We start from the raw sequence: 18,775 nt of genomic DNA on the forward strand, positions 1-18,775 counted from the left end.
TTAAAAGCGCTCGAAGAAGAGTTGGATATCCAGCTATGTGAGCGGCACGGAAGAGGAATGCGCGCAACCGCAGCGGGTCAGCTCCTGGTGCACCATTTTCATGCCCAGCGAGCATCAGAAGAGGCCGTACTATCCCAGCTCATGGCCCTTCAGAGCCTAGCGAAAGGGGAAGTTCGCATTGCCGTGGGAGAAGGGTTTATCGCTGACCTGATCGCCGCACCGTTAGGCACTTTTATGTCGGCGTTTTCAGGTATCAATGTCGAAATTCGCATGGCGGGTGTCAACGAAGCGATGTCGTTACTCAAAGATCGCGAAGTGGATATAGCGCTACTTTATGCACCGCCGGTAGACCCGCAGTTTTTTTGCCATGTAGAAACACGCCAGCCGCTCGATGTTATTGTGCCCCCCAATCACCCGTTAAGTACCCTGGAGCGCCCTGTGACATTGCATGACTTAAAGGAGTGGCCCCTGGCGTTAATGGACAACCCTTTCGGTATGCGGCAAATGGTCAATATGGTGGCCCACCAGGAGCGCATTCATCTTGAAGCACGCCTGCATACCAATTCTGTTTCGGTATTAAAGAATTTCGTGCGCTCAGGCATCGGCGTTACGTTTATGCCCGAACTCACCGTAGCGGATGAGATTGAGCGCGGTGAGATCTTCACACTCCCCATGCAGTACCCGGTGATGAATGGTACTCGGGCACAAATTGTTAGCCTGAAAGGGCAGGAGCTCCCGATTGCCTCAACCACTTGCATCAACCATTTGCACAAAGGCATGCGCTTTTTCTCCGCCGACGCCCCCCGACTGTTGCAATAAAAGCCACAGTTTAGGTATTGCATAGTCAACACCTCAATCCATACTCTTCTAGTAGGCACTCCTTATAAATCCAATAACGCGCCCATAGCGCCCCGTAGCTCACGACAATAAACCAGGAGACTTACGATGTTTACTCAGCACTTTTCACCCAAACGACTCATCTCGGCTTGCCTGATTGGCTCTGCCATGATGGCAGGAAACACGCTTGCAGCCACCACCATCAATCTGAGTTACAACGGTGCCCCAGATCCCGAAAAGAATGCTGTCCACGTCTTTGCAGAGAACCTTAAAACGTTGGTAGACGAAAAAACTGGCGGTGAGATCCAGCTTGAGCTCTATCCGAATAGCATGCTGGGTGAAGAAGAGGAGCGTATGGAACAAACCATGAATACGCCAATGCTCAATGTGGCGTCATTTGCGGGTGTCTCTCCTCTTGTTGATGAAATCTTCGTTAGCGCTATTCCGTTTCTGTTCGACGATTTTTCTGCAGCCCACACTTTCTTCGATGAAGGTGAGTATTGGCAGGAAGTCAGCAACGCTCTGCAGGAGCGTGCGGGGATCGATATGCTAGCCGTTGTGGAAGAGGGCGGCTTTTTGGCGTTCACCAATAACGAAAGGCCGATCAGCCATCCTGACGACTTCGAAGGACTCCGCTTCCGCGCCATGGATCCTAGCCAGGTCGCTCTCTATGAGGCCTTCGGCGCCTCCGGCACGCCTATCCCCTGGACAGAAACCTACATGGCACTGCGCACCGGGGTGGCTGACGGCCAAATGAACCCGCCGATGTATATCATCCTAGGCAGCCTTTACGAAGTGCAGGACTACCTGACCCTCGCCAATATCCAGTACTCCGACCAATTCCTGGTAGGCAACAGCGAAATGATCGCGGGTTGGGATGATGAGCTTCGTAGCGCCTTTATGGAGGCCGTCGCCGAAGCCAATCACAATGCCCGTGAGCATAACGAAGAGCAGGTCGAGGCGCGTATTGCCTATCTGGAAGAACAAGGTATGGAAGTGATTCGCCCTTCTGAAGAGGAGCTCGCCGCTTTCCGCGAAATCGGCCAGCCTGCTTACCTTGAGTGGCTCGGTGAGCGTGATATCGAGCAACGCTGGATCGATATGGCGTTGGAAGATGCGGGCATGAGCGAACTGCTCGACTAACGGCTGTTAACACCGTTGCAAAACAGGGGCTGGTACCTTACCGGCCCCCTATTTTCCGTACTTAATATCCCAGTACTTAATATCTCAGTACTTAATGTTCTAGTGCTTAACGTTTCTGTGCTTCATGGAAGGCTGTCATGTTTAATACGCTTCGATCCCGTCTTTTAGCGATCAGCCGCACTGTTACCCTTACGCTTGCGGGCGCGCTGATATCTCTCAATGTTGCGGCCATTCTATATGGTGTGTTCTCCCGCTATATCGCCGGTGGCGCCCCCATCTGGACAGATGAACTGTCGCGTTTCTTAATCATCGCCACGGTGATGCTTGCAGCTGGGGCCGTCTGGTCAGAAGGTGGGCATATGCGCGTTGGGCTGTTGGAGAAACTGCTGCCCGTCCCCTTCGCTCGTTTACTGAATGTGTACCAGTGGCTACTCACTCTGCTGATTGCCGCAGGTGGAGCCTGGGTCAGCTATCGCTATGCACTCTCGGTCAGCATGTTTACCACATCTGGGCTCGGCATTAGCCGTACGGTGCCCCTCCTCTCGCTACCCGTTGGCTTTTTATTACTGGCTTGGCATGCGCTTCTCTATGGCCCCGCGCCGCTTAAAACCGTTGAGGACTTTCTATGAAGACCGTTGAGGACTCTCCATCTACAACCGTTGAGGACTCCCTATGATTGTGACCATGCTGGCGGTTTTCCTCGGCCACGTTTTGCTTGGGTTGCCTCTTTTCATCGCGCTTCTGACCACGGCGATAGTGGGCTTTTTGTTTGTCGACCCCTCGATGATTCCACGCATGCTGCCCCAGCAATTCTTTAGCGGTATCAATGTGTTCTCCTTGATGGCTATTCCGCTATTCATCTTCGCTGGCAACCTGATGAACGTCAGCGGCTTAACCGAACGCTTGATGGGGCTCGCCCGCCTGATGGTAGGGCATTTGCGGGGCGGCATGGGTCATGTCAATGTGGTTTCAAGCGTATTCTTCGCAGGCGTCAACGGCTCAGCGGTGGCGGACACCTCGGCACTGGGGTCGCTGCTAGTGCCTGCCATGGAGAAGGAGGGCTACTCACGGGCCTTCGCCGCTGGTTTGACCGCCGGCAGTTCGTTAATCGGCCCGATTATTCCACCCAGCATCTTTATGATTCTCTACGCCTCACTGACCAACACCTCAGTAGGCGACCTATTTCTGGCGGGCGTGGTGCCGGGGCTGCTACTGGGCGTTGCCTTTATGGGTATGAACGCTTGGTATGCCTGGCGCCACCGGTTACCCAAAAGTGGTCAGTTGCCCTCACTCGGCCAACTTGGCATAGCCTTTGTAGCCGCCCTGCCTGCACTTATCGCCCCCTTCATTATCGTTGCGGGCATCGTGCTGGGCTTTGTAACGCCGACCGAGTCGGGCGCGTTGACAGCGCTGTATGTGGCCCTATGTGGCTTCGTGCTGGGAGGGTTACGTCTTAAAGAGTGCTGGCAAGCCATCGTCGATACGGCGCGCTTAACCTCAGCGATTTTTCTCATCATGGCAGCCTCGGCGACGATTAGCTGGCTGCTCTCCTATGCGCAGGTGCCCGCGCAATTTGTCTCGCTGTTATCCCCTTACATAGACAACGCAGTAGTGATTCTACTGCTACTGAGTGCCATTACCTTTATAACGGGCATGTTTATGGAAGAGGTGTCGGCGTTGATGCTACTGACGCCTATCTTTGCGCCAGTGGCCATGATGGCGGGTATCGATCCCATTCACCTGGGCGTCATCATCACGCTGAACATTACCATTGCGTTAATCACGCCACCCTTGGGCGCCTGTGTATTCGTGGCCGCCGCGGTTAGTCGGCTTGAGATAGTGTCGCTATTTAGAACCATTTGGCCCTTTGTGCTGACGGCGATTGCGGTGCTTATTCTATTAATCTTTTTTCCATCGCTGACGCTATGGCTGCCGACTCAATTTTGATAACCCCCTCTTTGGATAACATGATGCCTTTGAACACACTCTTGAAGGCTTTGCCGCCGATACCCAGCCACCCAGCCCCCTGCTGGGAGCAGTTACGCCGTGCGCCTATTGAAGATAATGGTGAGCGCCTGGTACCAATGAGCCTCGCCCCGGCACCGGTCTGCGTATTCCCCGCCTATGCACGGCTGGGCATTCCGGGTGCAGTACCGGAGTGTTTTGTACGTGAGGGGGTTTATCGGGCGTTACTCGCTGCGGCTCGCAGTTTACCCGACGGCATCGGTTTAATCGTCCTCGACGGTTGGCGGCCATGGCGGGTGCAGCAGTACTTGTTTGATACCCTGCATGAAGCCATTCACCACCACCAGCCTGACCTCAGCGAAGCGGAGTTACTGGAGCGTACCAGGGAGTTTGTCTCGGTACCCAGCCGCGATCCTTTAGCCCCCAGCCCGCATCTCACCGGTGGCGCCGTGGATGTCACGCTTTGTGATGCCGACGGCCTGCCGTTGGATATGGGCACCCTGTTTGATGAAGCGATTCCTGCCTCCCATAGCGACTATTTCGAACGTTTGGAAACGCTTACCCCGCAGCAAAATAAGGCGCGGGATCACCGCCGCTTGCTGTATCACACCCTGCACCAGCAAGGCTTCACCAACCTGCCCAGTGAGTGGTGGCACTTCGATTATGGCGATCAATTATGGGCCTACTACGGGTCGCATGATCATGCCGTTTACGGCCCGGCAGAGCTGGATACCATTGAGAACCGCTGGCGAAGGCAGTTGGGGTAATTATTAGCTAAGGGTATTCCTGACGTGCGTGCAGGACGTTAACTATCTCAATACAGCCTGCTGCTATGCGGTAAACCACAATATAGTTGGGGTGCACCACAGCTTCTCGGGTACCCACAACGCGACCTGGGCGATACAGGTAGGGATGCTGGGGTAGCGCCTCAGTCGCTTCTTCAATGGCTTGTAAAGCGCTTCGGCAGCGAAAGGGTTACGCTGGCTGAGATAGTCGAGAATCGACCACAGCGATTCTCAGGCCAGGGGGCGCCATTCAACTAGCAGCATTACGACGTTTAGCGATAAGTTCGCGCATCTCTCCCATGACGTCGTCGTGGGGGATTGAAGGCCTTGGATCATCCAAGCTGGCTTGCACACGCTCGCAGAACCAGCGTTGGTAGCTGTCTGCCTGCTCCTGAGTTTCAAATTCGCTGACAATCGGATCCAGTGGGGTGCTCATAAAGCGCCTCCTGTGTATGTTCATCTCAGTCTAGTGCAACGCTGCATACTCTGTCAGCCTAGATGCCAAGTTAGTCAATCACCATAGGGTCTAAACTGCCTTGCTGTGCCCAGGAGTGGAACACATACTGACGATCCAAGGTGTGTACATAAGTATTATCCACACCGCTTACGGGTGGATGTGAAGCGGCAATGTTGGTATTCATAGCAGGCCCCCTGATTAATCCGTTAACAAATAGCGTGCTTGCAAGCCTAGTGAGTCAACCGCATAGGCTGTAGGGCCAGTCGTTACATACCAGAGGGACAGACGAGTGATGTCACAGTGACAGGCACTAACTGGCTCTAAAGGCTTGAACCAGCGTTACTTACAGTGATGTCAGAACTCGTCCCATCGCCTTTTAATCATTTGAATAACGTGGAGAAACTGCAATGCCTAGCGTACTTATTACCGGAGCGACGTCAGGATTTGGTAAAGCGGCGGCCCAGCGGTTTGCCAAAGCAGGCTGGTCGTTGATTTTAACCGGGCGACGCGTGGAGCGCCTCAAAGCCCTTGAAGAGGAGCTCTCTGGGCAGGTGCCTGTGCTGACACTGGCGCTGGATGTCCGTGACAGCGATGCAGTGACAACGGCGATTAGTGGACTGCCTGAGGAGTTTCTGCCGCTCACCTGTTTGATCAACAATGCGGGGTTGGCACTGGCACCGGAACCGGCGCAAAAGGTGGCGCTAGAGGATTGGCACACCATGATCGACACCAATATCACCGGGTTGGTCAATGTGACACACGCGGCGCTGCCGCTGCTGCTGAAAACCGGTAAAGGCGCGAGCATTCTCAATCTCGGTTCCGTAGCGGGTCAGTGGCCCTATCCAGGCGGGCATGTGTATGGCGCGTCGAAAGCCTTTGTGCAGCAGTTCAGCTATAACCTGCGCTGTGATCTGTTAGGTACTGGCGTGCGGGTTACTGACTTGGCGCCTGGCATGGCAGAAACCGAGTTTACGCTGGTCAGAACCAAAGGCGACCAGGCCGCTTCGGATGCACTTTACCGGGGTACGACACCACTTCAAGCGGAAGATATCGCCGAGCAGCTTTACTACTTGGCCACCCTACCCGACCATATCAACATCAATCGCTTGGAAATTATGACCGTTCGTCAGGCATGGTCAGCGTTTGCTATAGACCGCGACCCGGCTTAAGCCTGCTTCGCCGGTGTTAATAAGCCACCCGTTGAAACACGATCACGCCCTTTCTCTTTAGCTAGATAAAGGGCGTTATCCACTCGTTTCATTACACTTTTGACCGACTCTTGCGAATGCACTTCAACGACACCAAAACTTGCCGTTACGCTGCCTTGAATAGGAAAGTCGGTATGTTTGATCGCACCTCGAATTTTCTCAGCAAGGCGCACCGCCTGTTCAAGAGAGGTTTCAGGGGCTAGCAGCATAAATTCTTCACCGCCCCACCGTGCGCAGCAATCCGCTTTGCGCAAGTTACGCTTAAGCAAACCGGCTAGCGCTACCAGCACCTGATCACCGACATCGTGGCCATGGCTATCATTGATCTGTTTAAAAAAATCGAGATCCAGCATGATCAAAGAGAGGGGACGAGCGTAGCGGTGTTGCCGACTGACCTCGCTTTTCAGTACCGCATCAAACTGTGACCTATTCACTAGCCCCGTTAGCATATCGGTGGTGGCTAGCCGCTCAAGCTGCGCCTCTTTTTCCATCTGCTCGGTCACATTGCGCTGAGTTAACACGAGTGTAATGCTGTTATTGTGGCGCCCCCCCATCGCCGTAATTCGCCATTCAACATAGCGACGCGACCCATCGTGGCGGCGATTGACTTCCAGCCCACCAATACCCTCGAAAAAACTTTTCGCATCATTGAGCAAGGGATTCAGCGCATCGTGCAACTGGTCTATAATTTGCCGGTTGGCCGCCTCTTGCTGAACGATAATGGGCGCTGCTCCCAGCCAATCTTCGCGGCTGCCACCCCAGAGCCGCTGATAGTCGGTATTAACATCGACAATATGAACGCCAGGCGAGCTTCCTTGAACACTGAGAATGGCCACCGCATGGCCTGGCTCTTCATCATCGGCGTCCTGCCCTGGTCTCGCATAGTGCTGGTACATGCTATTTACTCATCCTTGTAAAATAGTCGTGAGGTCATGGTGCTAAACATCAGTTGGCCGTGATACCCATAGCCGGTAAAGCGCTGGGGTAAAGAAAAACGACACAAGCGTCGCTAAGAGTAGTCCAAAACCAACGGTTTGCGCGAATGGTGGCCATAGCCCGCCGGAAGCCACCATCAGCGGTATTAAGCCTGCAAAGGTGGTTATCGTGGTCGAAACAATATGCCGGCTGGTGGGGCCGCTGATCACCGCCAGCATGGCATCAATCTCGCCTCGGCGGGCGGCTTCATCGTCATCAAAGGCGGCGATAATGATAATGGTGGCATTAATCGCTACCCCCACCAGCCCCATGATGCCGACGATAATCACAAAGCCAAACGCATGCCCGCTTAACAGCAATGCCACAATACCCATGCCCATCGCTTGCGCTCCGGCAATAAACACAATAGCGGCCCGCCGGAAGGAGTTAAACGCCAGCACCACGGTGGCCACCATGGCAATAACCAGCAGCACCACCGAGGCAAGCAACTGGCCCACGGCTTCATCTCGCTCGGCGGCTTCACCACCGGTTTCGATTCGGTAACCACGGGGTAGTTGAAACGCCCCCGACGCCAACGCTGCCTGAAGCTTGTCATCCAGTTGAGCCATGGAGACCGCCGGAAGAGCGTCGGCCACCAGGTACCCTTGCACCAGCTGTACCCGTTCCGCGTTACGGCGGGTAATCACGCTCCAGGCAGGCGTGAGCGAGACCTCTGCCACCGCTGCCAGTGGCAGGCCCTCAGCCACCTGATCGCTGACCAGGCGCAGCGCCGCCAGCTGTTCAGCGTTCGTGCGCCACTCATCGGCGTAGCGTACCCGCACAGGCAGTTGCTGGGTATCTTCCAGCAGCATGCCTGCTGATTGCCCCGAGAGCGCGGCCCCCACCTGCTCCGCTAACTGCTGCGGCGTTAGCCCCACATCACTCAGTGCCGTATGGTCGATATACAGGGTTAACCTGGGCAAATCACGCTGCATGCCAGCGCGTACATGAGTCACCTGAGGCAGTTGGTGCATTAAACCCGCCAATTCAAGCCCCAGCGAAGAGAGCACCTCTAGATCATCACCATAGACACGAAGTTCAATCGGGGCTTTAAACGGTGGCCCCTGTTCATACTTGCGCACCACACTTTGAGCCTGTGGGAAACGCTGATCAAGCGCCTGCTGCAAGGCGGGTACTCGTTGATTGGTGGTCTGTAAAGACGCCGTGTCCACCACCAAGTGCAAAAACGCGGGGTTGTTATCCTCATTGGTGAGTACGTTGTAGTACATCATCGGTGCGCTTTCACCGACAAACGCGGAGACGCGGGTGATGCCTGGCAGCTCACGAACCATCGCCTCGATCTCATGGGCCAGGGCTTCGCTGTTGTCCATACTGCTGGCAGGGGGCAGGCGCACCTCGATGTGAAACTGGTCGCGGTCGGCGGGAGGAAAAAACGCCACGTCCAGCGTGGGCATCAACGCCATGCCACCCACCGGCACGCACAGGGTGATGATCATCGCAGCCCAGGGGTGACGCAGCGCGCTGCGTACCGTTCGACGGAAGCCGCGCTTGACCATGCCACTGACGCCGTTATTTCGAGGCGTTAGAGGTTTATCAGCAACTCTGGCTAACAGCATGGGAGAGAGTGCCGGCACCAGCAGCAGCGAGACCAGATAGGAGCTTACCAGGGCGACCATCACCGCCATGGCCAGGGGCCCTACGAACTCCCCCGCAGGGCCTGGCATCAGCACAATCGGCATAAACGCCAGAATGGTGGTCAAGGTGCTGGCCAGCAGCGGCACCGCTAAGTGGCGCAGTGTGTCCCGGGTAGCGGCCAGCGCTGAATCGCCTTTCAAAAAGCGCTCACGTAGGGCGTTGGTCATCACAATGGCGTTATCGACCATCAGCCCCAGCGCCACGATAATGCCGGTAATGCTCATCTGATGGATATCGATACCCAGCGGCCTGAAGAGCGCCAGGGTGAGCAGGGCCGTGGCGGGAATCGCCAACCCCACCGTCACCGCCGAGCGCCAGCCCATGGTGAGGAACAGGATCGCCACCACCAGCACTAGCCCCATCAATAGGCTGCCTGCCACGTCACTTAAGCGCTGGTTGGTGTAACTGGCCTGCTCAAAAACCTCTTCAACCGCGATACCGACAGGCAGCTCTTCGGCGAACGCCGCCAACTGCTCTTGTGCTTTTTCCACCCAGCTATCAATACGCTGGCCGGGTGCCATACGTGCGCCCACAAACACCGCACGTTCGCCGTTTATCAGTGCCACCGCGGCTGGCGGATCTTGCACGCCGCGGCGTAACTCAGCCAACTCGCCAAGCCTGACGGTTTGCCCCTGACGAGTCGCCACTTCTATCTCTCGCAGCCTATCGAGCGCATCGAACTCACCGCTTAGCCCCACCGTCAGCTGGTGGCCGTCGGTGACCACTTCACCTGCGGTACGTCGTCCATCGCTTGCCTCAATAGTGGCCGCTAATTGCCCCACGGATAGCCCCAAGGCGTTCAGCTCAAGCGGGTCAACCTTTACTTCTACCTGCTCCCCCGCCACGCCAAAGCGGTGGGTATACTCCGTGCCAGGGATGTTTCGAAACGTTGCTTCCAAGCGCTCGGCGTAGCGCTCCATCAGTTGGGGGTTGGGTGGGGAGTCCAGTGTCCAGCGCAGTGCGGCCACGATGCTAAATGCGTAGCCCCGATCATCCAGCAGCTCCGGCGTTTGCACGCCATCAGGCAGTGTAGGGGCGACATCGGCCAGCTTGTCGCGCACGCGGCTCCACACCGGCGTTACATTGGTCACGGCATCCTCAAGCTCAAGACTAATCACCGCAATGCCCTGGCGTGAGGTGGATTCCAGCACGTTAATCTCGGCGATGGTGCGTAGTTCATCCTCAATGGGTCGCGCCACCAAGGCTTCGACCTGCTCGGGGGTGGCGCCAGGGAAAGGCGCTAGAACAGTGGCCATGCGGGCTACCAAGTGAGGATCCTCCGCGCGTGGCAGCGTTTGAATGGCCGACAGCCCAGCGACAACAAGAAGGCCCAGGGCTAGCGCTAACAGTCGCCGGTTAAATAACCACTCAAGGCGCTTCATCGGCCACTTCCTCGCTTAGCGTGACCTGCTGACCTGGCGTTACACGGTGGGTGCCACTGGTAATCAGCCGCATGCCCGGCGCCAGCGTGCCGCGCACAAAGGCTTGGTCGCCTTCGCTATGCAGCAGTTCCACGCTAGTCTGGGCCACACGGTAGTGATCGTTCTCTAACGACTCGGCCACCAATACGTTCCACAAGCCACGGTCAGCGGCTTGCAGGGAATCCAACGGCACCCAGTAACCCTTTGCGGGCTCTGTGATCGTGTAGCGCAGCTCTGCCAGATCGCCGGGCACGGCGTTATACGGGGCTTCCAGCGACACCACCAGCGTCTGGGTGCGGCTGTCGCTATCAACCTGGGGGAGCCGGGCACGCACCACTCCGTTGACCTCCTCGCCATTGACGTTCAGTTCAACGGCTTCGCCTGGGGTAAACGTCGCGGCCAGCGCTGCGGGTAGGCCAAGGTGCGCTTCTAACTGCTCGACGTCGATAAGATCGAAAGCGGTAGTGCCGCTACTCACCAAGCTACCGACACTGATATGGCGCTCGATCACTCGTCCGGCAAAGGGCGCTTTTAGTGTGCTGTCATCCAAATCGGCGGTAAGGCTATCGCGTTCGGCTGCCAGCGCCGCCAGGCGAGCCTGGAGGGTCAGTCGATCTGTCCGGGCCTGATCCAGCGCCGTGCGGCTGGCAAAGTTATTCTGGTTGAGCTGCGCTTCACGCTCCTCCTGGCGCTGAGCCAGGGCTAGACTCGCTCGCGCCTCTTCGCTGCGCGCAGCTACCTCCGCTAAGCGGCTTTCCAGGCGGCGGGTATCCAGTGTGGCAAGTACATCCCCCTGCTCAACCGCATCGCCTCTGTCTGCTGACACAGCACTGACCCGGCCCGCGGGTTCGAACGCCAGTGATACCGACTGGCGCGCCACCACACGTCCGGTTAAGCGCACATCCCGCTGCAGTTGTTCGGCTTGCTCCAGGGCCTCGGTCGCCACCTGTAGCAGGGCGTTATCAGCGCCTTGCTGGCGGGCCTGCTGAGCCCTGCTGTGCTGACTGGATAGAAAAAACACCGTCGCCAGTGTGGCACCTACCATCAACAGCGCCGCCAGCATGCCGCGAAACCGGTGGTTCCAGGAAGTTTTTAGAGGAGTGCCCATGTTGGCCTCGAAATGGTTTATTCTTGAACGATACCGTTCACTATAATATTTGTACGCTCACGTTCAATATTTATTTACTCGATGGGCACGGATTGCACCAAATGACAGATTTTCAACCTACATCGCCTCAACCAAAGCGCCGCGCTGGCCGCCCCAAGGATATGGCTAAACGGAATGCCATGATGGATGCGGCGGCGTGTCTGTTTTTTCGCTACGGCTTAGAAGGGGTAACGATGGAAGCCGTAGCCCGGGAAGCGGGTGTTTCCAAAGTCACAGTCTACGGCCACTTTGTGACCAAAGAGGCACTGTTTGGCAGTGTGATCCGTCGTGAAACTGAAACCATCCGCAGGGGATTAGATAAGCTGCCCGATACCCACGAGGGGGTTCGCCAATCACTGATCGACGTCGGCATGAGCTTAGTGCACTTCCTGTTGGAGCCCCATGTCTTGGCGGTTGAGCGGGTGATGAATACTCAGGGGGAGCAGCACCCTGAGTTGCTGCAGGCTTTTTTTGAGGCAGGCCCTTGGGCCACTAAGCAGTGGCTGCAGGAGAAATTGGAGGTGCTAGCCCAGACCGGGCATTTAACGCTTGGCGTACCCACGCTTGCCGCCAACCAACTGTGCAGCATGTGGCAAGGCATGCTGGTCACAGAAGTCCGCATGGGCGTTCGCCACCTCCCCAGCGATGAAGAGCTGCATCATCAGGTCAGTAGCGCCGTGGATGTGTTTTTGGCGGCGTATGGGAATACCTAGGCCAAACACAGCCCATTGAAAAGTCACAATCTGTTTTAACGCCGCTCTAGCACACCGATTAGCGCGGGTATTGGCAGATTTTGATCCTCTACCGATTGATACAGGTTGCGGACGGCTTCAGCGATACCCCCCTCTACGGCGAGATCTTCGGTCATCGTATGGTAGTAGCCCAGGTCTTTGCTGGCATTGGCAACGCTAAACTTAAAGCCTGAAGGATCATTATCAGCGATATAGGGGCGCAGCCGTTCGAGCACGACGCCACCTCCGCCTCCAGCCCCTAATACCTCTAGCAATGCGCTATCGCTAATACCCGCTTTACGAGATGCAGCTGTAGCCTCGGCCAAGACTGCCGAAAATCCCAAAGAGACAAAGTTATGCAGCAGTTTAAGGGTATGCCCTGCGCCTACCTCGCCTGCATGGGCAATGTTTTCGGCAAAGCCCTGTAACAGTGGCAGCGTTTCATCAAACAGCGCCTTCGGCGCGCCGACGATCAAGTTGAGCCGCCCTTCCGCCGCCTCTTTTGGGGTGCGCGTCATGGCCGCATCCATAAAGCGCCCGCCCGCGGCAGTAACGCGAGCAGCGACTTTTTCAGTTGAGCTGGGCAGCGCAGTGGAGCAATCCACCACGACACAACCGGGCTTCAACCCCGCTAAGACGCCGTTGGGTTCAAACAGCACGGCTTCTACTTGGGGTGAGCCGGTCACGCACAGAATCACCACCTCAGCGCTCTGTGCTACCTCTCGGCCTGAATTCAACGCGGTGGCACCGGCGGCCAGCAGGTCGTCTACGGGCTGGTTGCCCGAGTGATTAAGAAAGCTGACTTGGTGGCCTGCGCGCAGCAGGCTGCTGGCAATCCCATGCCCCATCAGACCCACGCCAACGATGCCTACCTGGAGAGATGTTGTCATTGTCATAGCTCCATTAATGGTGATTAGTCGTGCTTGATAGCAACCGTCTTAATTCGGGTATAGCTACGCAGACCTTCAAAGCCTTTCTCTCGGCCATGACCGGAGCGACCAACGCCACCAAAAGGTAGCTCTACGCCACCGGCCGCGCCGTAGTTGTTGATAAATACCTGGCCACTGCGAATACCTTTAGCCAAACGGAGTTGGCGGCCACCATCCCGCGTCCAAATACCGGCACAGAGGCCAAAATCGGTGGCATTAGCCAGCGCCAGCGCTTCCGCTTCGTCCTCAAACACCTGCACCACCAGCACTGGGCCAAACAGCTCCTCGTGAAGCACTTCATGCCCCTCAGGAATATCGGTGAGTAGTTGGGGCATGACGAAGTGGCCGCCACTTGGCGCGCTCACCGCGAACTGGCCTTTTGCCGCCACGCGAATACCGTCGGCTTCGGCGGCCGCCAAGCGCGCTTCCAGCTTGGCTTTTTGACGCGCATTGATCAGTGGACCACAGTCAGCGTCCGCTTCGCCTGCATCACAGCGCAGAGCAGCGAAGCGCTCGCTGAGGTTGGCAACCACGCGCTCAGCGATCTCCCGCTGCACCAGCAAACGGCTGCCTGCGGAGCAGGTCTGCCCGGCATTCTGAATAATGCCGCGCACCACCGCAGGAAGCGCGGCATCAAGATCCGCATCAGCAAACACTAATTGGGGAGACTTACCGCCAAGTTCCAGGGTGACGGGTACATGGTGCTGCGCGGCCGCCTGAGCGACATGGGTGCCGGTCTCTGGCGAGCCGGTAAAGGAGAGGTGATCAATGTTTGGGTGGGCAGCAAGGGCAGCGCCCGCTTCAGCGCCAAGCCCTGGCACCACGTTGAGTGCACCCGCCGGAAGGCCGTGCTCCACTGCCAGTTCCGCTAAACGCAGTACGCTTAAGCAGGCATCCTCTGCGGGCTTGAGCACAACGGTATTACCCGCGGCCAACGCCGCGGCCACACAGCGCCCGAAGATCTGCGAAGGGTAGTTCCAGGGAATAATTTGCGCACACACGCCGTAGGGCTCACGCAAAGTCATGACCGCGAAGTCGGTCTCAAAGGGGATGGTTTCACCGTGAAGTTTATCCGCCGCCCCGCCATAAAAGCGAAAGTAGCGTGCACAAGCACCAATATCGCCTCTGGCTTGCGTCATGGGCTTCCCGGTATCAGCACACTCAAGCTGTGCCAGTTGCTCGTGATGCGCCTCGATAATATCTGCAAAGCGTAGCAACCATTCGCTGCGCTGCCTCGCAGACCACCGGGCCCACTCGCCTAGCTGGCCAGTAAAGGCCTGCCGTGCGGCTTGTACCGCCGCCTCTACATCGTCTACTTGGCAACGGGCAATCCGGGTCAGCGGTTCACCACTGGCCGGGGCTTCCACCTGTAGCGTTGTGGTGGTGTTCACCCACTCTCCAGCCACCAGCGCCTGCTGCGGTGGCAACGTTAATGCATCTGGCATATCGCACTCCTCTTATTATGATTGTTTGATTAACGCTAAAAACGGCGGGGTTAACCGTAAAAAGCAGTCACCAGCCCCATGGAAATCCACGGCATATAGGTAATTGCCATCAGGCAGGCCAGCACCACCAGCACAAAGCGCACCAGCCAGGGCAACATTTGATCGATCGATATTTTGGCGACCGCACAGGCAGCAAATAGGTTTACGCCTAGGGGCGGCGTAATCATGCCAAGGGCCAGATTAACCACCATCACCAACCCAAAATGGACGGGGTGGATACCGAACTGCATTGCAATCGGGGTCAAAATCGGCGCCAACACCAGAATGGCGGCGGAAGTTTCAATAAACATACCGACGACCAACAGCAGCGCATTGACCACCAGCAGGAACATCATCGGATCATTAATAGTATTGGTGACCAGGGTAGCGATTTGTGCAGGTAGCCCCGTGCGGCTAAGCAGAAAACTAAATAGCGAGGCCGCGGCAATAATCAACATAACGGCGGCGGTAGAGATCACGCTCTGGCGCATAATCGGCCACAGGTCGTCTAGCTTCAGCTCACGGTAGTAGAAACCGCCAACGATCAGGGCAAAAAATACCGCCACGGCGGAGGCCTCGGTGGGGGTAAAAATCCCACCATAGATACCACCGATAACGACCACCGGCATCAGCATCGCCACCCAGGCACGCTTTACCGAGATCATAAAGCCGGTGCTGTCTTTATAGTCGTCCTTGCCGTAACCGCGCACCTTGCAGAACAGATAGAGAAAGAGTATCAGCGCGCTGCCAATCAATATGCCGGGGCCAATGCCGGCGAGGAACAGCTGACCAATGGACGTATCAGTACTCACGCCATAAAGAATGAGAGGAATCGACGGAGGTATAAGCACGCCCAGCTCAGCGGAGGACGCCTGAATGGAGGCAGCCAAGGGCTTGGGATAGCCATGCTTCACCATCGCCGGAATCAGGATGGCGCCAATCGCAAAGGTGGTGGCCACACTGGAGCCTGACACCGCCGCAAACATCATGCAGGTCAGTACACAGGACATGGCCAGCCCGCCCTGCACGCGGCCAACGATGGACTTTGCCAGATCCACCAGGCGCTGTGAGATACCCCCGGCGGCCATCAAATTCCCGGCAAGAATAAAAAACGGGATCGCCATCAGCGGGAATTTATCAATACCGATAAACATCTGCTGAGGCACCAGCAACAGTGGCAGGCGAGTAAAGAACTCAATGCCGATAATTGACGCCAGGATAATCGAAATCGCGATCGGCACACCGAAGGTGAATAGAATGATCAGCGACAGGCCAATAACCATATTCATGACTGCGTCCCTCCTTTAGGGAGGTGGCCATCTTCAACCAACGCCTTTTCAGGGGTAATTTCGCTATTCTCTGGCCCTACCTTTTCACGTCCACTGAGCTGCGCTAAAAGCCGAGCCGCAACAGCCACAATGGCAAAACTTGAACCCGTGGGAATCGCCGCATAGGCCCAAGACATAGAAATATTCATTCCCGACATGGTTTGATTGCTCACCCGCATCGTCATTTGGATGCCGTAATGGATCAGCACCCCCAGAACCAGCAGACAGCACACCACAATGAGCACCTCTAAAAGGGTGAGAAAACGCGCAGGCACCACTTTATAAACGACTTCCACCGCCATCATGTAACCGCCCCGAAAGGTGGCGGCAGCGGCCATAAATACGCACCAGATCATGGCAGCGCGGGAGGCGACTTCCGTCCAGGTAGAAGGGGCGTTAAACACAAAGCGGGTGAGCACCTGATAAAAGCTGAGGGTCACCGATATCGCCAGCATCGCCACTGCGATCAGCATTGCAAGCCGGGTTAACTGATGCTCAAAACGAAGAAATACCGCTAGCATAAGAGATCACCATGCCAAAGCGGCCTCCAGCAACGCCGAAGGCCGGGGAGGAAGAAGCGCTCAGCAACTGCTGGCTTTGTCCTGAATGCGCTCCAGCATTTCGGTGCCGTACTCAGAGGTAAATATCTCATAGGCGGGCTGAACCGCTTCCTGGAAAGGAGCAACATCAATGTCGGTCTTTACCGTCATACCGTTCTCTTCCAGCAGCGCCACACCTTCACGCTCTAGCCGCGAGACTTCTTCACGGGTTGCTTCAGCAGATGCGACAGCGGCTTCCCTAAACCAGCCACGCTCTTCGTCACTCAACCCATCCAGCAGAATTGGCGAGCCCAGTACGATAGCTGGCGAGTAGACGTGTCCGGTTAGCGAGAGGTAGTCCTGCACTTCCCAGAAGTTGGTGGCGACGATGACAGTAATCGGGTTCTCCTGCCCATCGACGGTACCCTGCTGAAGTGCGGTGAATAGTTCCGGGAAGGCCATCGGCGTTGGCCGGGCGCCCATTTGGCGGAATGCTTCCTGATGCACCGCATTCTCCATGGTGCGTACCCTCAACCCTTCGGCATCGGCGGGCGTTGCAATTTCTCGCTGGCTATTGGTCAGATGACGGAAGCCATTTTCTGTCCAAGCCAGGCCGACCAAATCGTGATCAGCCATTTTTTCCAGTAGCTCGTCGCCAAGCTCACTATCTAGCACACAGCGCGCCTGGTCGTAGTTTTCAAACAGGAACGGCAGGTCGAGCACATAGGTTTCGGGAACGAAGTTACCTAGCGGGCCGGTGGAGGTAATCACCACATCGACGGTGCCGATTTGCAATCCTTCGATCATCTCCCGCTCGCCGCCTAGCGACCCCGAGGTGTGCTCGGTCACCGTAAACTCGCCATCAGACAAACGCTCCAGGGCCTCCTTGAAGGCGTCTGCACCCACTGAGTAGTGAGAGCTGTCAGAAAGGGTGTGGCCCAGGTTCACTTCCGTCGCCGCATGGGCTTGTAGTGCAATACCGACGGTAGCAATACCGCTAATCGCCGCTACCAGGGCATGGCGAGTAATTGTGGGTGTCGTTGTAGAGTGTTGCTTAGTCATTGAATTGCCCTCTTTATGTTGTTGTGAGGGTGGAGTGTGGAGCGACAAACGCTATTGCTAACGTCGCCCCAGGCTGTTGCCTGCCGCATGCCATGCGGCAGACCGAAACTCACGACGGTTCAGTAACGAATGCATCAATAATCTGTTTAAAGTTGTCATCGCCAACAAAACCCAGCTGTTTGGCTTTCGCGGTGTCAAAACGCGCCGGCCAGCTCGCCACAATGGCTTCAATGCGTGGGTCGGGCTCATGGCGTACCAGCGCAAGCGCTTGCTCGCCGGCCACATCACGCAGCGCTGCCAGCATATCGGCCACCGTGACGGTAATACCTGGCAGCATAAAGGCACGGAAAGGGGCCAGGGCTTCGCTTGGTACTTCCGCACCATGGATCAGCGCCGCCACCACTCTGCCCGGTGACATCACAAACATCGGCAGCTCGGTAGGCACCGGGCAAACCGCCTCTTCGCCTTTGAGCGGCTCACGCAGAATGCTGGAAGCAAAGCTGGAGGCCGCGGCATTAGGGCGGCCGGGGCGAATCACAATCGTCGGTAGGCGCAGCACTAAACCATCGATGAGCCCACGACGGCTGTAATCATTGATGAGCATTTCGCACATGGCTTTCTGGGCGCCGTAGGAGTTTTGCGGATGGAGTGCCGTCATATCATCCAGCACCTCCGGCAACTCGCCGCCGTAGGCCGCCACGGAGCTGGCCATAATCAAGCGGGTATCGGCCAGCCCCTGTTCCCGGCAGCCTTCCAGCAGCGCTCGCGTGGCATCAAAGTTAACCCGCATGCCGAGTTCTAAATCGGCCTCTGCTGCGGAGCTGACGACCGCGGCTAAGTGATAAATAACGTCGGGCCGTTGCGCCAGCACGCCATCCAGCGCGCCTGGCGCGGTAATATCTAGCGCCATTGATTTAACGTCGACGCTTCCCGCGGCGGGCTGCGGCGCTTCCACTTGGTCAAGGAGCGTTAAGCGCGTAATCGATTGCTGGCGAAGCTCACCACGCTCAAGCAATTGCTTGACTAAACGCTGGCCGAGAAACCCGGCTGCACCGGTAATGGCAATATGCATCGTGAGGATCCTGTGGTGGTGTTGTTATTGTTCATT

At 56.6% G+C, this 18,775-nt stretch carries 18 protein-coding genes and 1 pseudogene; 7 read left to right on the plus strand and 12 right to left on the minus strand.

What is annotated here, in order from left to right; genetic code table 11:
• From JI62_RS12325 to JI62_RS12345, 5 genes are all read left to right on the plus strand, one after another.
• The coding region (locus JI62_RS12325; protein WP_240513229.1) for a LysR family transcriptional regulator at nucleotides 1-819 on the plus strand (819 nt) is incomplete at its 5' end.
• A 126-nt stretch (nucleotides 820-945) separates the two neighbouring features.
• Nucleotides 946-1,980: a TRAP transporter substrate-binding protein DctP gene (gene dctP, locus JI62_RS12330; protein ID WP_088700451.1), complete on the plus strand. Its 1,035-nt coding sequence runs from the start codon at nucleotides 946-948 to the stop codon at nucleotides 1,978-1,980.
• Between the two features lie 137 nt (nucleotides 1,981-2,117).
• Entirely contained in the window at nucleotides 2,118-2,609 is a 492-nt protein-coding gene (locus tag JI62_RS12335; protein WP_088700452.1) for a TRAP transporter small permease, read from the plus strand.
• Nucleotides 2,610-2,652: 43 nt separating this feature from the next.
• Nucleotides 2,653-3,927: a TRAP transporter large permease gene (locus JI62_RS12340; RefSeq protein ID WP_088700453.1), complete on the plus strand. Its 1,275-nt coding sequence runs from the start codon at nucleotides 2,653-2,655 to the stop codon at nucleotides 3,925-3,927.
• 20 nt (nucleotides 3,928-3,947) lie between these two features.
• Nucleotides 3,948-4,712 (plus strand): M15 family metallopeptidase, encoded by a 765-nt coding sequence (locus tag JI62_RS12345; protein WP_205737518.1) that lies wholly within the window; start codon nucleotides 3,948-3,950, stop codon nucleotides 4,710-4,712.
• Between the two features lie 7 nt (nucleotides 4,713-4,719).
• On the opposite strand, the pseudogene JI62_RS22745 reads toward JI62_RS12345, so the two are convergent.
• From JI62_RS22745 to JI62_RS23090, 3 genes and pseudogenes are all read right to left on the minus strand, one after another.
• Nucleotides 4,720-4,893, minus strand: a pseudogene (locus JI62_RS22745) (type II toxin-antitoxin system RelE/ParE family toxin); the annotation flags it as partial.
• 87 nt (nucleotides 4,894-4,980) lie between these two features.
• Nucleotides 4,981-5,166, minus strand: a complete 186-nt coding sequence (relB, locus tag JI62_RS12355; RefSeq protein ID WP_088700454.1) for a type II toxin-antitoxin system RelB family antitoxin — start codon at nucleotides 5,164-5,166, stop codon at nucleotides 4,981-4,983.
• Nucleotides 5,167-5,236: 70 nt separating this feature from the next.
• On the minus strand, nucleotides 5,237-5,371 hold the full coding sequence (locus JI62_RS23090; RefSeq protein WP_276206566.1) for a hypothetical protein: 135 nt from the start codon (nucleotides 5,369-5,371) through the stop codon (nucleotides 5,237-5,239).
• A gap of 223 nt (nucleotides 5,372-5,594) precedes the next feature.
• On the opposite strand from JI62_RS23090, the gene JI62_RS12365 reads away from it, so the two are divergent.
• Entirely contained in the window at nucleotides 5,595-6,356 is a 762-nt protein-coding gene (locus JI62_RS12365) for an SDR family NAD(P)-dependent oxidoreductase (RefSeq protein WP_088700455.1), read from the plus strand.
• Here JI62_RS12365 and JI62_RS12370 read toward each other — a convergent pair.
• Genes JI62_RS12370 through JI62_RS12380 form a run of 3 tightly spaced genes read right to left on the minus strand, consistent with a single transcriptional unit; the run spans nucleotide 6,353 to nucleotide 11,555 of the window.
• Nucleotides 6,353-7,291: a GGDEF domain-containing protein gene (locus JI62_RS12370; RefSeq protein ID WP_088700456.1), complete on the minus strand. Its 939-nt coding sequence runs from the start codon at nucleotides 7,289-7,291 to the stop codon at nucleotides 6,353-6,355. The two genes, JI62_RS12365 and JI62_RS12370, sit on opposite strands and share 4 nt — an antisense overlap.
• A gap of 42 nt (nucleotides 7,292-7,333) precedes the next feature.
• On the minus strand, nucleotides 7,334-10,408 hold the full coding sequence (locus tag JI62_RS12375; RefSeq protein ID WP_088700457.1) for an efflux RND transporter permease subunit: 3,075 nt from the start codon (nucleotides 10,406-10,408) through the stop codon (nucleotides 7,334-7,336).
• Nucleotides 10,395-11,555, minus strand: coding sequence for an efflux RND transporter periplasmic adaptor subunit (locus tag JI62_RS12380; RefSeq protein ID WP_088700458.1), 1,161 nt, complete (start codon nucleotides 11,553-11,555; stop codon nucleotides 10,395-10,397). Before JI62_RS12380 ends, JI62_RS12375 begins: the two co-directional genes overlap by 14 nt.
• A gap of 101 nt (nucleotides 11,556-11,656) precedes the next feature.
• On the opposite strand from JI62_RS12380, the gene JI62_RS12385 reads away from it, so the two are divergent.
• Nucleotides 11,657-12,307 (plus strand): TetR/AcrR family transcriptional regulator, encoded by a 651-nt coding sequence (locus tag JI62_RS12385; RefSeq protein WP_088700459.1) that lies wholly within the window; start codon nucleotides 11,657-11,659, stop codon nucleotides 12,305-12,307.
• A 35-nt stretch (nucleotides 12,308-12,342) separates the two neighbouring features.
• Here the strand turns inward: JI62_RS12385 and JI62_RS12390 are convergent, their stop codons facing one another.
• The 6 genes from JI62_RS12390 to denD all read right to left on the minus strand — a co-directional run bounded on the left by JI62_RS12390 (nucleotide 12,343) and on the right by denD (nucleotide 18,739).
• Entirely contained in the window at nucleotides 12,343-13,215 is an 873-nt protein-coding gene (locus JI62_RS12390; RefSeq protein ID WP_088700460.1) for an NAD(P)-dependent oxidoreductase, read from the minus strand.
• Between the two features lie 23 nt (nucleotides 13,216-13,238).
• Entirely contained in the window at nucleotides 13,239-14,699 is a 1,461-nt protein-coding gene (locus tag JI62_RS12395) for an aldehyde dehydrogenase family protein (protein WP_088700461.1), read from the minus strand.
• A 50-nt stretch (nucleotides 14,700-14,749) separates the two neighbouring features.
• The gene (locus JI62_RS12400; protein ID WP_088700462.1) at nucleotides 14,750-16,027 is read right to left on the minus strand and encodes a TRAP transporter large permease; all 1,278 of its coding nucleotides are present in this window, start codon (nucleotides 16,025-16,027) and stop codon (nucleotides 14,750-14,752) included.
• Complete coding sequence (locus JI62_RS12405) at nucleotides 16,024-16,587, minus strand: TRAP transporter small permease (protein ID WP_088700463.1); 564 nt, start codon at nucleotides 16,585-16,587, stop codon at nucleotides 16,024-16,026. Before JI62_RS12405 ends, JI62_RS12400 begins: the two co-directional genes overlap by 4 nt.
• Nucleotides 16,588-16,647: 60 nt before the next feature.
• Nucleotides 16,648-17,667, minus strand: coding sequence for a TRAP transporter substrate-binding protein (locus JI62_RS12410; RefSeq protein ID WP_088700464.1), 1,020 nt, complete (start codon nucleotides 17,665-17,667; stop codon nucleotides 16,648-16,650).
• Between the two features lie 109 nt (nucleotides 17,668-17,776).
• Entirely contained in the window at nucleotides 17,777-18,739 is a 963-nt protein-coding gene (denD, locus tag JI62_RS12415; RefSeq protein WP_088700465.1) for a D-erythronate dehydrogenase, read from the minus strand.
• Between the last annotated feature and the right edge of the window lie 36 nt (nucleotides 18,740-18,775).

It is taken from the genome of Halomonas campaniensis (assembly GCF_002211105.1).
Classification (GTDB): Bacteria; Pseudomonadota; Gammaproteobacteria; order Pseudomonadales; family Halomonadaceae; genus Vreelandella; species Vreelandella campaniensis_A.

Coding starts and splice junctions, on each gene's coding strand:
- dctP (WP_088700451.1), top strand. CDS start 946: ATGTTTACTCAGCACTTTTCACCCAAACGACTCATCTCGGCTTGCCTG.
- JI62_RS12335 (WP_088700452.1), top strand. CDS start 2,118: ATGTTTAATACGCTTCGATCCCGTCTTTTAGCGATCAGCCGCACTGTT.
- JI62_RS12340 (WP_088700453.1), top strand. CDS start 2,653: ATGATTGTGACCATGCTGGCGGTTTTCCTCGGCCACGTTTTGCTTGGG.
- JI62_RS12345 (WP_205737518.1), top strand. CDS start 3,948: ATGATGCCTTTGAACACACTCTTGAAGGCTTTGCCGCCGATACCCAGC.
- relB (WP_088700454.1), bottom strand. CDS start 5,166: ATGAGCACCCCACTGGATCCGATTGTCAGCGAATTTGAAACTCAGGAG.
- JI62_RS23090 (WP_276206566.1), bottom strand. CDS start 5,371: ATGAATACCAACATTGCCGCTTCACATCCACCCGTAAGCGGTGTGGAT.
- JI62_RS12365 (WP_088700455.1), top strand. CDS start 5,595: ATGCCTAGCGTACTTATTACCGGAGCGACGTCAGGATTTGGTAAAGCG.
- JI62_RS12370 (WP_088700456.1), bottom strand. CDS start 7,291: ATGTACCAGCACTATGCGAGACCAGGGCAGGACGCCGATGATGAAGAG.
- JI62_RS12375 (WP_088700457.1), bottom strand. CDS start 10,408: ATGAAGCGCCTTGAGTGGTTATTTAACCGGCGACTGTTAGCGCTAGCC.
- JI62_RS12380 (WP_088700458.1), bottom strand. CDS start 11,555: ATGGGCACTCCTCTAAAAACTTCCTGGAACCACCGGTTTCGCGGCATG.
- JI62_RS12385 (WP_088700459.1), top strand. CDS start 11,657: ATGACAGATTTTCAACCTACATCGCCTCAACCAAAGCGCCGCGCTGGC.
- JI62_RS12390 (WP_088700460.1), bottom strand. CDS start 13,215: ATGACAACATCTCTCCAGGTAGGCATCGTTGGCGTGGGTCTGATGGGG.
- JI62_RS12395 (WP_088700461.1), bottom strand. CDS start 14,699: ATGCCAGATGCATTAACGTTGCCACCGCAGCAGGCGCTGGTGGCTGGA.
- JI62_RS12400 (WP_088700462.1), bottom strand. CDS start 16,027: ATGAATATGGTTATTGGCCTGTCGCTGATCATTCTATTCACCTTCGGT.
- JI62_RS12405 (WP_088700463.1), bottom strand. CDS start 16,587: ATGCTAGCGGTATTTCTTCGTTTTGAGCATCAGTTAACCCGGCTTGCA.
- JI62_RS12410 (WP_088700464.1), bottom strand. CDS start 17,667: ATGACTAAGCAACACTCTACAACGACACCCACAATTACTCGCCATGCC.
- denD (WP_088700465.1), bottom strand. CDS start 18,739: ATGCATATTGCCATTACCGGTGCAGCCGGGTTTCTCGGCCAGCGTTTA.